This window comes from Dyadobacter pollutisoli, assembly GCF_026625565.1.
Lineage (GTDB): Bacteria > Bacteroidota > Bacteroidia > Cytophagales > Spirosomataceae > Dyadobacter > Dyadobacter pollutisoli.
Genome location: NZ_CP112998.1, coordinates 7441919 through 7457416, shown reverse-complemented (window position 1 = coordinate 7457416; position 15498 = coordinate 7441919). Strand labels below are relative to the sequence as shown.

Sequence of the window (15498 nt, the reverse complement as noted above, 5' to 3'; positions counted from 1 at the left end):
CATCTAAACCTATGTGCCTTAACCATAACGATACCACCCAGAACCCTTCACACTTTGAAGAAAGTGAAGAAATAGCAACTGCGCCCGCGCACCGCGACATTGCCTGGAACGACTATAAAGAACTGATCAAAGGAATGCGGTTTTTCGATCCGCATATCCACATGGTTTCCCGTACCACCGACGATTATCAGGCCATGCACCAGGCCGGGATCGTGGCTTTGATCGAGCCTGCTTTTTGGGTAGGACAGCCGCGGACGGGATTATCCAGTTTTAAAGATTATTACAGCAGCCTGGTAGGTTGGGAAAGATTCCGCTCTTCCCAATTTGGCATTAAACATTACTGTACCATGGGGCTCAACTCCCGGGAGGCCAATAATGAGCCTCTGGCTGAGCAGGTAATGGAGATTTTGCCCTTATACATTTACAAAGAAGGCGTAGTAGGCGTGGGTGAGATCGGGTTTGATGACCAGACATCGGCCGAAGAAAAGTACTACCGCCTGCAACTGGAACTGGCCAAAGAAGCGAAGCTTCCCGTACAGATCCACACGCCGCACCGGGACAAGAAAAAAGGTACCGAGCGCAGCATGGCGATTGCATTAGAGCATGGGCTTGATCCGTCATGGGTCATTGTCGACCATAATAATGAAGAGACTGTCAAAAGTGTGCTGGACCAGGGATTCTGGGCTGCTTTTACGATTTATCCATTTACCAAAATGGGCAATGAAAGAATGGTGAAAGTGGTGGAACAATATGGTCCGGAAAGAATCATGGTCAATTCCGCTGCCGACTGGGGCATTTCTGATCCGCTGGCCATTCCTAAAACCGCCGCTTTAATGAAAATGAGAGGCATTAGTGACGAAACGATCAGACTGGTAACTTACCAGAATGCCATTGATGCATTCGGAAAAAGCGGACAAATCGACGTTTCAGATTTCGAATCGGGATATGCCATTGACCATACCGAAAAATTCCACGGAAACAGCATTTTGAGAGGCGGACAGCAACCTGTTCCTGCCAAAGATTCCTTAGTAATTCAATAAAAGTGAGCAGTTTTAAACCTTATCTGCAGCTAACACGCCCTGCCAATCTTGTAACCGCCATTACTGATATCCTGGCGGGGATGGCTATTGCACAATTTACTTTTTCAGACTTTTCGCCTGCGCTACTCGTCGTCTCAACATTAGGCCTTTATGGCGGTGGTGTGGTCATGAATGATGTTTTCGACGCCAAACTGGACAGTATCGAACGCCCCGAACGCCCTATTCCAAGCGGTAAAGTGCCATTATCCTCAGCAACAACGCTCGGGATATCACTGCTGTTTCTGGGCATTCTGGCAGCAGCAATGTTCAGTTTTCAAAGCGGGATGATTGCTGTTGTGATCGCCTTACTCACTGTATTATATAACCGCTTTGCGAAGCATCATGTGTTTTTTGGCCCATTAACAATGGGAATGTGCCGGGGGGGAAACCTGATTTTAGGAATGAGCGTATTGCCAGAATCTTTCCAGAGCTGGGCATGGGTCGCAGTGTTTCCAATTATTTACATTGCCGCGATTACACTGATCAGTCAGGATGAAGTGCATGGCGGGAAAAAGACCACCCTTTACATTGCCGCCATGTTTTACGCCATTGTTTTACTATCACAGCTAAAACTCGCTAATGAGCATGGTAATCTGCTTTATACTGTACCATTCGTCTTGCTTCACGCCTGGTTTATCTTCAGGCCATTGTGGAATGCAATGCAAAATCCGGTTGGCCCATTGATCGGTAAAGCTGTGAAAGCAGGGGTCATTTCCCTGATCGTGATGAACGCTTCGTGGTGCGTGGCTTTTGGATTATGGCCGGTGGCTTTGGCCGTTTTGGCATTATTGCCGTTATCTATGCTTTTGGCAAAGGTTTTCGCAGTAACTTAGTATTAAAAATTATTTTTTGCGTGTTCAATGTCGATTTCGATGCAAACCATACAACAGCGTTTCAAGGTAGAATACAATTATGCGGTATTCTTCACACAGCATTTATTTGATCAGAAAAACCCATTACTGAAAGATTTTTTCAAGGATTATACCGGGCAAGGTTTTCAGCGTAAGGCTTTGGTGATAGTGGATGAAGGATTTGCTCAATACCATCCAGATTTAGCAGACCAGATCAGGTCTTACTTTTCCATAGCAGTTCCACACATTCAGCTCGCACCCCAAATCATGATTGTTCCTGGTGGAGAAGCTTCAAAAAACGATCCTGCATTATTTGAAAGCCTCGTAGAAGCCGTGGACGTACACGCCATCGATCGGCATTCATTTATTATTGGTATTGGCGGCGGTGCCGTGCTGGATTTGGTGGGGTACGCTGCGGCGGTTTCGCACAGAGGTATCAAGCTCATCCGCATTCCGACTACTGTTTTATCACAAAACGATTCAGGGGTAGGTGTAAAAAACAGCATTAACTTTCATGGCAAAAAGAACTTCCTGGGCACATTTGCGCCGCCCATAGCGGTTTTCAATGATCTTACTTTCCTGAGAACGCTCGACGATCGCGACTGGCGCGGAGGAATTGCGGAGGCTATCAAAGTAGCATTGATCAAGGACGCATCGTTTTTTGAATGGATGGAAGAACACGAGACAGCACTCGCCCATCGTGACGAAGAAGCCATGGCTTACCTGATCCACCGCTGCGCTGAAATGCATACCGACCACATTGCAGGCGGCGATCCTTTTGAATTTGGCTCTTCGCGACCATTGGATTTTGGACATTGGGCTGCCCATAAACTTGAATATCTGACTGATTTCCAGGTTCGTCATGGAGAAGCAGTGGCGATTGGTATCGCGCTGGACTGCGTGTACGCGACCCAGGTTGGGAAACTCCCGGAAGCTGATCTCGCCCGCATTCTTGACCTGCTGAATAAGCTGGGTTTTGATTTATATCATCCCAAATTATCTGAAAATGAAAAGGTTAACCTTCGAAATGGTTTGCAGGAATTCCGCGAACATTTAGGCGGACGGTTGACCATCATGCTTCTTGAAAAAATTGGAAAAGGTGTGGAAGTGCACGAGCTTGACGCTGATATCATTGCCAAATCAGTGGATTATCTGGAAGGCTCTAAAATCATTCATGCCCTATGATAACCCCTTACGGACACCTTACCTATTGCAGTAACATTCATCCCGGCGAAAAATGGGCTGACCATTTCCAGTCGCTGCGTGACAATATTCCTTACATCCGCCAACAGCTTGCGCCGGGCCAGTCTTTCGGGCTTGGACTTCGTATTGCGAATGAGGCATCCATTGAGCTGAGTAAACCGGAAGTACTGCTCGAATTCAAAAACTGGCTGACCGAACAGGATGTTTACGTTTTTGTAATCAATGGATTCCCTTATGGCGGCTTTCATAATACAGTAGTAAAAGACGATGTACATACGCCAGACTGGACTACTACCGATCGGCTGGAATATACAATTCGTCTGTTCAATATATTAGCCGAGCTGCTTCCTGAGGGAATGCACGGCGGCGTCTCCACTCCTCCACTGACTTACCGGCTTTGGTGGAAAACGGAAGCCGACAAACAGCTCGCAACCGAATCTGCCACCAACCACGTACTGCAACTACTGGACAAACTGATCAGCATTGAAAAGGAAACCGGTAAACTGCTGCACCTCGACATTGAACCAGAACCAGATGGAATGCTGGACAATATGGTCGATTTTGTAAACTGGTACCGTGATGTGCTGCTTCCAAAAGGTATTACACATTTGTCTAAATATTCATTTTCGGAAGAGCAGGCCAAAGAAACTATTCTCAAACATATCCAGCTTTGCTACGACATTTGTCACGCGGCGGTTGGTTTTGAAAATCCAGAAGAGATACTGGCATCATTGAATGAAATCGGTATCAAGGTGGGCCGCATTCAGGTGAGTTCTGCGCTCAAAGTGAATTTTTCGAGCGAAAAAGAGATCAAATTGAAGGCTATTGAAACTTTCAATGAGCCGGTTTACCTGCATCAGGTCGTGTCCCGAAACAGCGATGGAACGAAATCGCACTATCCTGATTTGAAAGAAGCATTGGCCGATTGGAACGAAAATCAGGAAGAATGGCGCGTTCATTTTCACGTTCCTCTTTTTATCAATTCTTACGGCGTTCTGGAATCCACTCAGGGTGATATCATCAAAACCCTGGCCCTTCATACAGAAAACCCTTTTTCTTCATTTCTTGAAGTCGAAACCTATACCTGGGGCGTACTGCCGGAAGATATGCAAAAGCCTATCGGCGAGTCTATTGTAAGGGAAATTGAATGGGTGAAGAAAATATTGAGTTATGAATAAGACAGTTGTCATTGACATCGTAGCGTTAAGTGCCAATCTGATCGGCGAACATACTCCGTTTCTCGCCGGATACTTAAAAAACAAGCATTTAACCCCCATTAAACCGGTTCTTCCAGCTGTTACCACCACTTCCCAAAGCACTTACATTACCGGTAAATGGCCGGTAGACAATGGTATAGTAGGAAATGGCTGGTATGACCGTGAAGATTCGGAAGTGAAATTCTGGAAGCAATCCAATAAGCTGGTGAAGGGCGAAAAGATCTGGGATGCAGCGAAAAAGCTGGATCCGGGTTTTACTTGTGCCAAAATGTTCTGGTGGTATAATATGTACTCCACTGCGGATTTCTCAGTTACCCCGCGTCCGCAGTACCATGCCGATGGCGTGAAGGCGCCTGACTGTTACTCTTATCCGCCGGAGTTGCGTGACGAGTTGCAAAAAGACCTCGGTCAATTTCCACTATTCAATTTCTGGGGACCTAATGCCAACATTAAGTCTACCAAATGGATCGCGGATTCGTCAATGTGGGTAGAGAAAAAACATAATCCAACATTAACATTCATTTACCTCCCGCATTTAGATTATTGTCTTCAAAAGTTCGGCCCCGATTTTTCGAAAATCAATAAAGAACTAAATGAAATCGATGCGATTGTGGAGGAGCTGGTGAAGTTTTATGAAGCCAGAAATGCAAAAGTGATCCTGCTTTCGGAATATGGCATTAATCCAGTCAGTAACCCAATCCATATTAATCGCATTCTGAGAAATGAGGGACTGATTTCCGTACGTAACGAGCGCTGGTACGAATTGCTGGACCCAGGTGTTTCCAAAGCATTTGCAGCGTCAGATCACCAGATTGCACACGTTTATCTCAATGATCCTGCCGTTAAAGAACAGGTAGTCAATGCATTGAAAAAAACACCTGGTATTGACCTGATTCTGGATAAAGAAGCCCAAAAAGCATATCACATTGACCATGAACGCTCCGGTGACCTGGTGGTAGTGGCCAAACCTGACAGCTGGTTTACCTACTATTACTGGCTGGACGACGAAAAAGCGCCCGACTATGCGCATTTGGTAGACATTCACCGAAAGCCTGGCTACGATCCGGTTGAAATGTTTATGGACCCCAAAAATCCGTTCATCAAACTTCGTGCAGGTTACAAGCTCGCACGCAAATTGCTCGGTTTCCGCTACTTAATGGACGTCATTCCATTGGATGCGACATTGGTGAAAGGATCGCATGGAAGTCCGAATGTTCCCAAAGAGTACTACCCGATCTGCATTACGGATTCTGCTTTGGATAAAACCGAAATCGAGGCGGTAGATGTGTACGACGTAATCTGGAAGCATCTGATTTAAAAGGCTTTCCCAAAACAAATAGAGTTTCATGACGTTGTAGAAAGAAAACTTCAACGTCATGCAAACCGCCTCACTAAGAACTATACTCCCCTTTGCCCTGGTCATTTTGACCCTCGCATGCTCCTCCAACGACAAGGACGTAGAAGAGGTGCCAGAGGTCCCCGAAAATACGGTAGGTTCAAAAGAGGCTTTTCCGGCGCTCACATTTAATCAACCGGTAGATCTTCAACAGGCACCGGGCGACAGCAGCCGCTTTTTTGTAGTGGAAAAAGATGGGGGCATTAAAGTTTTTGACAATTCTGCTTCTGTAAAAACCAGCACTACCTACCTCGACATTAAAAGAAAAGTAACGTCAGGTGGCGAGCGCGGTCTGCTAGGGCTAGCCTTTCACCCTGATTTCAAAAATAATGGTTACTTTTTTGTCAATTATACCGTCGGTAGTCCATTAAAAACAGTCATTGCACGCTACAAAGCGGCTACCGCCAGTTCGGCACAGGCTGACGCTGAAAGTGAGACCATTCTCTTTACATTCAATCAACCTTACGACAATCACAACGGCGGCGGCCTACAATTTGGCAAAGATGGCTTCCTCTACATTGCCACGGGTGACGGAGGTAGCGGAGGTGATCCTCAAAACAATGCTCAAAACCGAAAAAGCTATCTTGGCAAAATATTGAGGGTAGATGTAAATTCCACTGGCAAAGGCAACTACGGGATACCTGCTGATAATCCCTATGCTATTTCCACTGATGGATTTCTACCTGAAATTTATGCTTATGGACTCAGAAACCCCTGGCGCATTGCGTTCGATAAGGAAACGGGCCGGTTATTTGCCGGAGATGTGGGACAAAATGAAAGAGAGGAAATTGACATTATCACCAAAGGAGGAAACTACGGCTGGCGCATTAAAGAAGGAATCGATTGCTACAATTCATCCAACTGCGACCAGGCTGGCCTCATAGAACCGATCCATGATTATACCCAGAGCAATGGCGACAGGTCAATTACCGGAGGCTATGTTTACAGAGGTACCTCGGTTAAAAGCCTTGTTGGAAAATATATTTACGGGGATTATGTGAGTGGACGGATCTGGGCATTGGAACTGGACGGCGATAAAAAGAAAAGCAATAGTCTGTTAATGGAGAATAAAGGCTCAATCTCTTCTTTTGGACAGGATATTAGCGGTGAAGTGTACTATCTGAATTTGGGCGACGGCAAGATTATGAAACTGGTTAACGGAAATTTAAATTGATAAATTGAACCGTCATTTTATCTTTGCGGGAAATATAAAGACTTACCAAGTTTTGGAAACTTGGCAAGTCTCAAAACTTTCAAACGAAATAAAATGTCGAAGGTCCTTATTATTGGTGCAGGAGGTGTTGGTAGTGTTGTAGCTCACAAATGTGCGTTGAACAGCAATGTTTTTACTGAAATTTTACTCGCCAGCCGTACCAAGGCGAAATGTGATAAAATAGCAGCCGAAATCAGGGAAATGCACGGTGTCACGATCCAGACCGCACAGGTGGATGCTGATATCGTTGCGGAAACAGTTCTGTTGATCAAACGTTTTCAGCCAACCATGCTCATCAATGTAGCGCTTCCCTACCAGGATCTAACGCTCATGGAAGCCTGCCTTGCAACCGGCATACATTACCTTGATACCGCCAACTACGAGCCTAAGGATGTCGCGAAATTTGAATACAGCTGGCAATGGGCTTACCAGGAAAGATTTAAAGAAGCAGGTTTGATGGCTCTTCTTGGCTGCGGTTTTGACCCGGGCGTTACCCAGGTTTATACGGCTTATGCCAACAAGCATCACTTTGATGAAATGCATTACCTGGATATTATCGATTGTAATGCAGGTGACCACGGCAAAGCGTTTGCAACGAATTTTAACCCGGAAATCAATATCCGCGAGATTACTCAGCCAGGCCGCTACTGGGAAAATGGCGAATGGGTTGAGATCCCGGCGATGTCAATTCACAAGCCTATCGAGTACCCTGGCATTGGACCCAAAGAAAGCTACGTTCTTTATCATGAGGAACTGGAATCACTGGTTAAAAACTTCCCTACCCTGAAACGCGCACGTTTCTGGATGACATTCGGCCAGGCCTATATCACGCATTTGAATGTGCTGGAAAACGTAGGAATGACCAGTATCAAGCCGATCAAATTCCAGGGAATGGATATCGTACCACTGGAATTCCTGAAAGCAGTATTGCCTGCTCCGGATTCATTGGGAGAAAACTATTCAGGACAAACATCTATTGGTTGCCAGATCAAGGGTATTGAGAATGGTGAAGAGAAGACCTACTACGTCTGGAACAACTGCGACCATGCCGAATGCTATAAAGAAGTGAAGGCGCAGGCTGTGAGCTACACAACCGGCGTTCCGGCAATGATCGGTGCGATGCTGATGCTTACGAATGAAGAATGGCTGAAACCAGGTGTCTATAATGTAGAAGAGCTTAATCCCGATCCGTTTATGGATCTGCTAAACCAGCACGGTTTGCCCTGGAACGAGCGCATTAATGTGCCGCTACCACACGAATACTGATCGCCTTGCTTGTGCATTTGCACTTCGACTGCGCTCAGTGTGACAAATAAAATGCTCAGCCTGACAATTCAATTTGTCAGGCTGAGCGCAGTCGAAGCCTACCCTTCCATCGTAATCACCGCCCGCGTGCAGACGCCTCCTACCGGCGGATTGAATTTTGAAACCCTTACTGTAATATTAGCAACAGACGGGTAATATTCCCTGATCTTTTCGATGACCGTGAAACCAATGTGTTCCAACAGTTTGGCAGGCTCCTGCATGACCTTGGAGGCAATCTGGTATATGGTTTCGTAATTCACCGTTTCGCTGAGCTTATCATACTGCGCGGCTTTGAAAAAATCGGTAGTAATGGTGATATCCAGTGCATATTTGTTACCTATCCGCTGTTCCTCGGGATAGTAACCGTGGTACGCAAAAAACTCTAATCCTTCCAGGCTGATGGTTCCCAATGTGTAAATTAAATTTGATCAAAAAATGAACCGCCTCCTGTTTTCTTGGGTTGGCTGCTTTCGCGTGGCCGGTTAATACCTGGTGACGCATCTCTCGCTTTTTCGGCTGACTTGTGCATTTCTGCCAGGGCCTCGCTTGCTTCGTCAGCAGCACTTTTGGTTACTTCCTTCGCCCTGTACTGAATTTCCTCCACAACCGGTTCAGGTTCTGGCTCCGGTTCAGGCTCGTCAACAGCTTTTACTTCATCTTCGAACTGTACTTCGGGCAATGCATCTTCCTCCTCTTCCACTACGTCGCTCTCAGTATCTACTACTTCAAAAACAACATCCGGCTTCTCATCCTGCAATACCACATTCACCTCTGCTTCCGGCTCGTCCTCTACTTCCTCGGCTGGTTTGACAAAAGATTGGAATACAGCTTTTTTGGGAATTTCGATTTCGGAAACGTGTTGTTTGATTTCCTCCATTTTGTTCAAAACCGACTCTTTATCATATTTTTGTTCGAATCGTTCTACCGTTTCAATGGTGTTATTGGCAAGTGACGAAAGCTGAACGATCAGGTTATCCCTGAAATTTTCGATCGCTCTGAAATCCCGTTCCTGGATCTTCACCTCAGCCGCAAAATCTTCTTTGAAACGCTTCAACCGATCCTCCGTTTCACGTATGATCTGATTCGTTCTGGCTTCCGCTTCCGTAACCAGATCATTGGCTGTAGTCTTGGATTCTTCTATTCTTTTTTCAGCCATTTCGATGGCTTCTTTTTCAATCAGTTTGCTGGTATCTTCTGCCGCTTTTAATGTTCTGAACAGCGTTGATTCAATGTCTTTGAGCTTTCCAAGTTCCTTCTCGGCATATTCCAGCTGCATTTTCAGGAGATTGTTTTCACTTGAAAACCGCTCCCATTCCTGTGACAATGAGTTCAGGAAAGCATCTACTTCGTCCGGGTCGTAACCTCTGAAAATCTTCTCAAAAGTATGCTTGCGTATGTCTATAGCGGATATTTTCATGATGCATTCAATGCTTTGTTACTTATATAAAAACGGTCGTGTAAGTTAAAGATATATGAATCATTTTTCAAAGTATTTACCAATATTACCATATTATAAGTACTCTATTCGGTGACCTCCCAAATCGAAACTGTACGGTCGTCACTGCACGAAATCAGCTGGTTTTCGAAGGTCGTCCACAGCAGTTTATTGACCGATGTTCCATGCCCCGCGTGACGTGCGCGGTCGATGATTTTTTTGAGTTTAAACGTCCCTGCATCCCAGACTTTTACGGATTTATCCATGCTGCAGGTCGCGAACAATGTCCGGTCCGGACTGAAACTAATGTCGTTGATCGCGTACAAATGCGCGGGTATGTCCATTACCATTCCGTAGGCGTCGTTTACGTCCCAGATTTTCAGGTGCGCATCCCGGCCGGTGCTGAACAGATATTTCCCGTCCGGTGAGTACTTAACGGAAAAGACGGAGTTTGAATGTGACTGGATCGTCTTTTTTAATGAAAAACCATCCATATCAAAAATATTGACGTTCCATTCACTGTCTCCCACAGCGAATTCATTGGTGTAAGGGTTCACCGCGATAGTACGTATGCTTTTCGACGATACCTTAATGTGCTTTTGAACCGAAAACGAAGGAATGTCCATCACTACTACTACGCCGTCGCCTAATGCGATTAATGCTTTTTCGCCAACAATCTGAATGTCGAAAATAGCTGCTGTTGTGATTTTGGAGGTTTTATCAATCCGGTTATTCACGCTGTCCAGTACCTGAATCCCCTCATAATTTTGGCCAATCCAGAGCGAATTGTCAGCTTTATTGAGTGCCATGGCATAAACAGAAACCCCAACCCTGGCTACCAGTTTTCCGAGATCAGGCTTGTTCAAATCCCAGTGGATTACGAAACCATCACCTCCCGCAGAGTAAAAACCATGAGCAGTATGATCAGAAATAATTGTATAAACACTGTCTCTATGACCGGAAAAAGTATCTACTTTGCGAATATTCATCCTATTAATTTTGTAACAGAAGTTGAGGGTCAAAAATAAAGATTGTAAACAGAATTATTATGCCGCTCGTTCATTCGGAAATGATTGAGGAGACCAGTACATTACTGCTTTGGAAATTAACGGAAACCGAAACCGAGCTCAGAAACAACCTTGGCCACGGTTACAATGCCGAGGAACTACAAAGCATATCTCATCCCCAGAAAGTGCGGGAGTGGCTCGCAAGCAGGCTGCTCGTTAAAACCCTTGCCGAGCAATTTGGCATAGCATACCTTGGTACCCACAAAGACGAACACGGGAAAGCGTTCCTGATCAATAACGATTCGCACATTTCCATTACCCATACATTTGAATATGTCGCCGTGGCGATCAATCCTTATGCCGCTGTCGGTATTGATATGGAGAAAAGCGACGAAAAACTTCAGAGAACTTCCAAGAAGTACCTTTCCGCTCCCGAATTTACCCACGCCGGCAACGAGCTGCCATTACTTAGTATGTACTGGTGTGCGAAAGAGGCCTTGTACAAACTGCATGGCAAAAAGAAGATCAGCTTCAAAGACGCTATCTATATAGAACCTTTTGACGCAAATTCCGTGATTCTCAAAGGGAGGTTAACCGACGAAGAGCTGATAGTAAGCTCCGATATTTATGTCAGGTGGTTTGGCGAGCACTGCCTCGCCATTGCATTATAGCTATTCGATGATATCGTCGATCGTCGACTTCAATATCTTTTCAATTTCCTTGATCTTATCCTGCTCGCTCGTTTTTTCGTAAGATAAAATAAGGTTCCGAAGTACACGCTGCACGATTTCGAGGTTCGTGCAGGGCTGATAGAATATCTCTTTGGACTTAATGTTTAGCTGAGCAATGTAATGGTCAATGTCGGTCTTGGAGAATATAATCCCGCGGTTGAATACATTGATATAAAACTGCGTCTTGTCACTCTTGTAAGTCAGTACAAACAGATTGGGGAGATTGACGCCATACACCGGCAGACCCAGCTTTCGGGCAATCAGCAAATAGATAACACAAAGCGTGATCGGGTTTCCTCTGCGGCTTTCCAGCACCACATTGATCATGGAATTGGAAGGAGAGTGGAAGTTTTTGGTATTGGCCGCAAAATTCATCACCCCAAAAAAGATACTATTAATGCGTTTGATCTGATCCACCGCATTCATTTCCTCCTGAAACTGGATCCAGATATCGTAGTAAAGCTGTTCAATGGTCGTTTTCAGTTTCTCCATTGAAAGATCCGGATAATGATAGGTCGAAATGATCCACATCCCTTCCAGCAAATCCAGCCCGCCTCCGTTTTTCCATGATTGTAAACGCTCAATCATGATACTCAATTGAAGCTCGTGGATCAGTTCTTCTATTTTTCGTTGTACGATCGGGTTAAAGCTTTCTTCCCATTCTGTTTCCAGAAAAGGTATTACATTGCCTCCTAATGACAGGATTTTACCCTCAACATGCTGGCTTACTTCATGATCTTCGTCATCAAGCAAGGATATCAGTGCTTTAATTTCTCTCTGGTTCATTTTCCTCAAATCTGCATTTAACAACCAACGGATAAATAAAAACATTTTTTTTTTATGGACATCAAATTTTCTACTTTTGCCCGGAAAAAAATGCAGCCTAAATGGATATAAATCAATTGTAACTCTGTCGAAAATTCCGTTTTATTGCATATCTGATCCCGTTTTTCAATTTCATCTGTACCACATTTTTTTAAAAATCTAGATTATAGCGCATGAAAATTCTCGTTACCGGAGGAGCTGGGTTTATAGGTTCTCATACTGTTGTTGAACTGGATAAAGCAGGATTTGAACCCGTCATTGTTGACAATCTTTACAATTCGAACCTGGACGTTCTGGAAGGGATTAAAGAAATTACAGGAAAGGATTTCCCTTTCTATCAGATCGACTGCAACAACGCTGAGCAAATAAGGGCATTGTTTGCAAAAGAGAAATTCGATGGTGTCATTCACTTTGCTGCTTACAAAGCTGTGGGTGAATCCGTTGAAAAGCCTTTGAATTACTATGAGAATAACCTCATTTCGCTCCTGGTATTGTTGAGGGCAATGAAAGAGTTTAATGTAGATAAATTTGTTTTCTCCTCCTCTTGCACAGTTTACGGCCAACCTACTGAACTGCCGGTAACCGAAAACACACCGCGTCTTCCTGCCAATTCCCCTTATGGTAACACCAAAGCTATTGCCGAGGACATTATCCGGGACCACGTTCATTCCGCTCCGGGTATCAAAGCCATTTGTCTCCGGTATTTCAACCCAATCGGGGCGCACGAAACTTCATTGATCGGCGAGCTGCCCAATGGAGTCCCAAGTAACCTGGTACCATTCATTACGCAAACGGCCGCAGGCCTGCGCAAATCACTGACCGTATTCGGAAGCGACTATGACACACCTGACGGCACCTGTATCCGCGATTTCATACATGTAGTAGACCTTGCTAAGGCTCACGTGAAAGCACTTGGGCTGCTGGATGAACAAACAGACGCCGACTATTACGATGTCTTTAATGTCGGAACCGGCGAAGGCTACACGGTTTTGGAACTGATTAAGACATTCGAAGAAGTAAATGGCGTAAAACTAAACTATACCATTGGGCCACGTCGTGCGGGTGATGTAGAGAAAATTTACGCACAGTCTGATAAAGTGAACAACGTTATGAAATGGCATGCCGAAAAATCCATGGCTGATGCGCTTCGCGATGCGTGGAACTGGCAATTAAAAATCACACCTGAAAAATGAAAAAAATCTTAATAACAGGCGGTGCAGGTTTTATCGGATCGCATGTGGTGCGCCGGTTTGTGAACTTTCACCCGGAATACCATATCTATAACCTGGATGCGCTTACTTACGCAGGAAACCTTGAAAACCTGCGTGATATAGAGAATGCACCCAACTATACTTTTGTAAAAGGGGACATTGTCGACGCCGCATTTATCGATAAGCTGATCGGTGAAAACAATTTCCACGGAATCATTCACCTGGCAGCCGAAAGTCACGTCGACCGCTCGATTACCGACCCGATGTCATTTGTAATGACGAATGTAGTTGGAACGGTTAATTTGCTTAATGCAGCGAAAGCCGCCTGGAAAGGCGACTTCACTGATCGTCGTTTTTACCATGTATCGACCGACGAAGTATACGGAGAACTGCACGATCCGGGAACATTCTTTGTGGAAACTACCAAGTATGACCCAAGGTCGCCTTATTCTGCCTCCAAAGCATCTTCGGACCACTTTGTGAGGGCTTACCAAAACACTTACAAACTGCCGGTAGTTATTTCTAATTGCTCCAATAACTATGGCCCCAACCATTTCCCGGAAAAGCTGATCCCGCTGATGATTCACAACATCATGCAGAAAAAACCACTTCCTGTTTATGGAAAAGGCGAAAATATCCGCGACTGGTTGTTTGTGGAAGACCATGCCATTGCCATTGACGTGATTTTTCACAAAGGTGCCAACGGTGAAACTTACAACATTGGCGGCCACAACGAATGGAAAAACCTTGATCTGGTACTGTTACTTTGCAGCATTATGGACAGAAAACTGGGCCGTGAGCAGGGAGAAACTGAAAAGCTGATTACCTATGTAACTGACCGTGCAGGACACGACCTTCGTTACGCGATCGATGCGACAAAACTTTCGGACGAATTGGGCTGGAAACCTTCGCTGCAGTTTGCAGAGGGATTGGAAAGAACTGTTGACTGGTACCTGAACAATGAAGAGTGGCTGAACAATGTCACCTCGGGAGCTTATCAAAAATATTACAACGAAATGTATTCCGACAGGTAGTCCGGGACGCGCAGTTCGGGACGCGCAGTCCGGGACGCGCAGTCCGGGACGCGTAGTCCGCAGTCAATGCTACTTTAATTTGAGATTCCTATTATGAAAGGTATTATTCTGGCCGGCGGTTCCGGAACAAGATTGCATCCATTGACATTGGCAGTGAGTAAACAGCTTATGCCTGTTTATGACAAGCCAATGATATATTACCCGTTATCCATCCTGATGCTGGCGGGAATCCGTGAGATATTGATTATTTCAACACCCCACGATCTCCCGCATTTTGAAAAGCTGCTGGGCGACGGAAGCAGGCTGGGCTGTACATTCACCTATGCCGTACAACCAAGCCCGGACGGACTGGCGCAGGCTTTTATCATCGGTGAAGAATTCATTGGAAATGATAAAGTTGCATTGATCCTGGGTGACAATATTTTTTACGGGTCAGGTTTGTCGCTTTTGTTACAATCCAATAATGATCCTGACGGCGGCGTTATTTTCGCATACCAGGTACACGATCCTGAGCGCTACGGCGTAGTAGAGTTCGATAAGGCGAACAATGTGCTGTCGATAGAAGAAAAACCTGAGTCCCCGAAGTCCAACTACGCGGTACCAGGCTTATATTTCTATGACAATGATGTGGTGGAAATTGCCAAAACCATTCCCCCATCACCCCGCGGCGAACTTGAAATCACAGACGTAAACCGTGTTTATCTCGAACGCGGCAAGCTGAAAGTAGGCGTCTTGAACCGTGGTACTGCCTGGCTCGATACCGGCACTTTCCAGTCGCTGATGCAAGCCGGGCAATTTGTTCAGGTGATTGAAGAGCGGCAGGGCCTAAAGGTCGGCTGCATTGAGGAGATTGCCTACCGAATGGGCTTTATTGATGCAGTACAACTAAGTGAAATCGCCAAACCGCTGGTTAAAAGCGGCTACGGAACTTATCTTGAACGCATCGTAGCAAACGGCTGATTTCATTAAAATCAACATTGCTATACTTTTA

General features: G+C 45.3%; 15 protein-coding genes. 11 read left to right on the top strand and 4 right to left on the bottom strand.

Annotation, left to right across the window (positions count from 1 at the left end; all coding sequences use genetic code 11):
* The first annotated feature begins 11 nt into the window (after positions 1-11).
* The 7 genes from ON006_RS31030 to ON006_RS31000 are packed head-to-tail and all read left to right on the top strand — an operon-like array spanning position 12 to position 8225.
* Positions 12-1040, top strand: coding sequence for a TatD family hydrolase (locus ON006_RS31030; RefSeq protein WP_244821984.1), 1029 nt, complete (start codon positions 12-14; stop codon positions 1038-1040).
* Positions 1041-1042: 2 nt separating this feature from the next.
* Positions 1043-1912 (top strand): UbiA-like protein EboC, encoded by an 870-nt coding sequence (gene eboC / locus ON006_RS31025; protein ID WP_244821985.1) that lies wholly within the window; start codon positions 1043-1045, stop codon positions 1910-1912.
* 39 nt (positions 1913-1951) lie between these two features.
* Positions 1952-3115: a 3-dehydroquinate synthase gene (locus ON006_RS31020; RefSeq protein WP_244821986.1), complete on the top strand. Its 1164-nt coding sequence runs from the start codon at positions 1952-1954 to the stop codon at positions 3113-3115.
* The gene (eboE, locus tag ON006_RS31015) at positions 3112-4311 is read left to right on the top strand and encodes a metabolite traffic protein EboE (protein ID WP_244821987.1); all 1200 of its coding nucleotides are present in this window, start codon (positions 3112-3114) and stop codon (positions 4309-4311) included. Before ON006_RS31020 ends, eboE begins: the two co-directional genes overlap by 4 nt.
* Entirely contained in the window at positions 4304-5668 is a 1365-nt protein-coding gene (locus ON006_RS31010; RefSeq protein WP_244821988.1) for an alkaline phosphatase family protein, read from the top strand. The genes eboE and ON006_RS31010 overlap by 8 nt, the downstream gene beginning before the upstream one ends.
* Positions 5669-5726: 58 nt before the next feature.
* Entirely contained in the window at positions 5727-6920 is a 1194-nt protein-coding gene (locus ON006_RS31005) for a PQQ-dependent sugar dehydrogenase (protein ID WP_244821989.1), read from the top strand.
* A 60-nt stretch (positions 6921-6980) separates the two neighbouring features.
* Positions 6981-8225 carry a saccharopine dehydrogenase family protein gene (locus tag ON006_RS31000; RefSeq protein ID WP_255772942.1) on the top strand — a complete coding sequence of 415 codons (1245 nt, stop codon included), beginning with the start codon at positions 6981-6983 and terminating at the stop codon, positions 8223-8225.
* 98 nt (positions 8226-8323) lie between these two features.
* Here ON006_RS31000 and folB read toward each other — a convergent pair whose 3' ends face one another.
* The 3 genes from folB to ON006_RS30985 all read right to left on the bottom strand — a co-directional run bounded on the left by folB (position 8324) and on the right by ON006_RS30985 (position 10688).
* Entirely contained in the window at positions 8324-8674 is a 351-nt protein-coding gene (folB, locus tag ON006_RS30995; protein ID WP_244821991.1) for a dihydroneopterin aldolase, read from the bottom strand.
* 8 nt (positions 8675-8682) lie between these two features.
* Positions 8683-9681 (bottom strand): DivIVA domain-containing protein, encoded by a 999-nt coding sequence (locus tag ON006_RS30990; protein WP_244821992.1) that lies wholly within the window; start codon positions 9679-9681, stop codon positions 8683-8685.
* A gap of 104 nt (positions 9682-9785) precedes the next feature.
* Positions 9786-10688 (bottom strand): WD40 repeat domain-containing protein, encoded by a 903-nt coding sequence (locus tag ON006_RS30985; protein WP_244821993.1) that lies wholly within the window; start codon positions 10686-10688, stop codon positions 9786-9788.
* A 59-nt stretch (positions 10689-10747) separates the two neighbouring features.
* Between ON006_RS30985 and ON006_RS30980 the strand changes: the two genes are divergently transcribed.
* Complete coding sequence (locus ON006_RS30980; protein ID WP_244821994.1) at positions 10748-11377, top strand: 4'-phosphopantetheinyl transferase family protein; 630 nt, start codon at positions 10748-10750, stop codon at positions 11375-11377.
* Here the strand turns inward: ON006_RS30980 and ON006_RS30975 are convergent, their stop codons facing one another.
* The gene (locus tag ON006_RS30975; RefSeq protein ID WP_244821995.1) at positions 11378-12223 is read right to left on the bottom strand and encodes a transglutaminase-like domain-containing protein; all 846 of its coding nucleotides are present in this window, start codon (positions 12221-12223) and stop codon (positions 11378-11380) included.
* A gap of 212 nt (positions 12224-12435) precedes the next feature.
* Between ON006_RS30975 and galE the strand changes: the two genes are divergently transcribed.
* From galE to rfbA, 3 genes are all read left to right on the top strand, one after another.
* On the top strand, positions 12436-13455 hold the full coding sequence (gene galE / locus ON006_RS30970; RefSeq protein WP_244821996.1) for a UDP-glucose 4-epimerase GalE: 1020 nt from the start codon (positions 12436-12438) through the stop codon (positions 13453-13455).
* Positions 13452-14507, top strand: coding sequence for a dTDP-glucose 4,6-dehydratase (gene rfbB / locus ON006_RS30965; RefSeq protein ID WP_244821997.1), 1056 nt, complete (start codon positions 13452-13454; stop codon positions 14505-14507). Before galE ends, rfbB begins: the two co-directional genes overlap by 4 nt.
* A gap of 93 nt (positions 14508-14600) precedes the next feature.
* Positions 14601-15467, top strand: coding sequence for a glucose-1-phosphate thymidylyltransferase RfbA (rfbA, locus tag ON006_RS30960; protein WP_244821998.1), 867 nt, complete (start codon positions 14601-14603; stop codon positions 15465-15467).
* Positions 15468-15498: the final 31 nt, after the last annotated feature.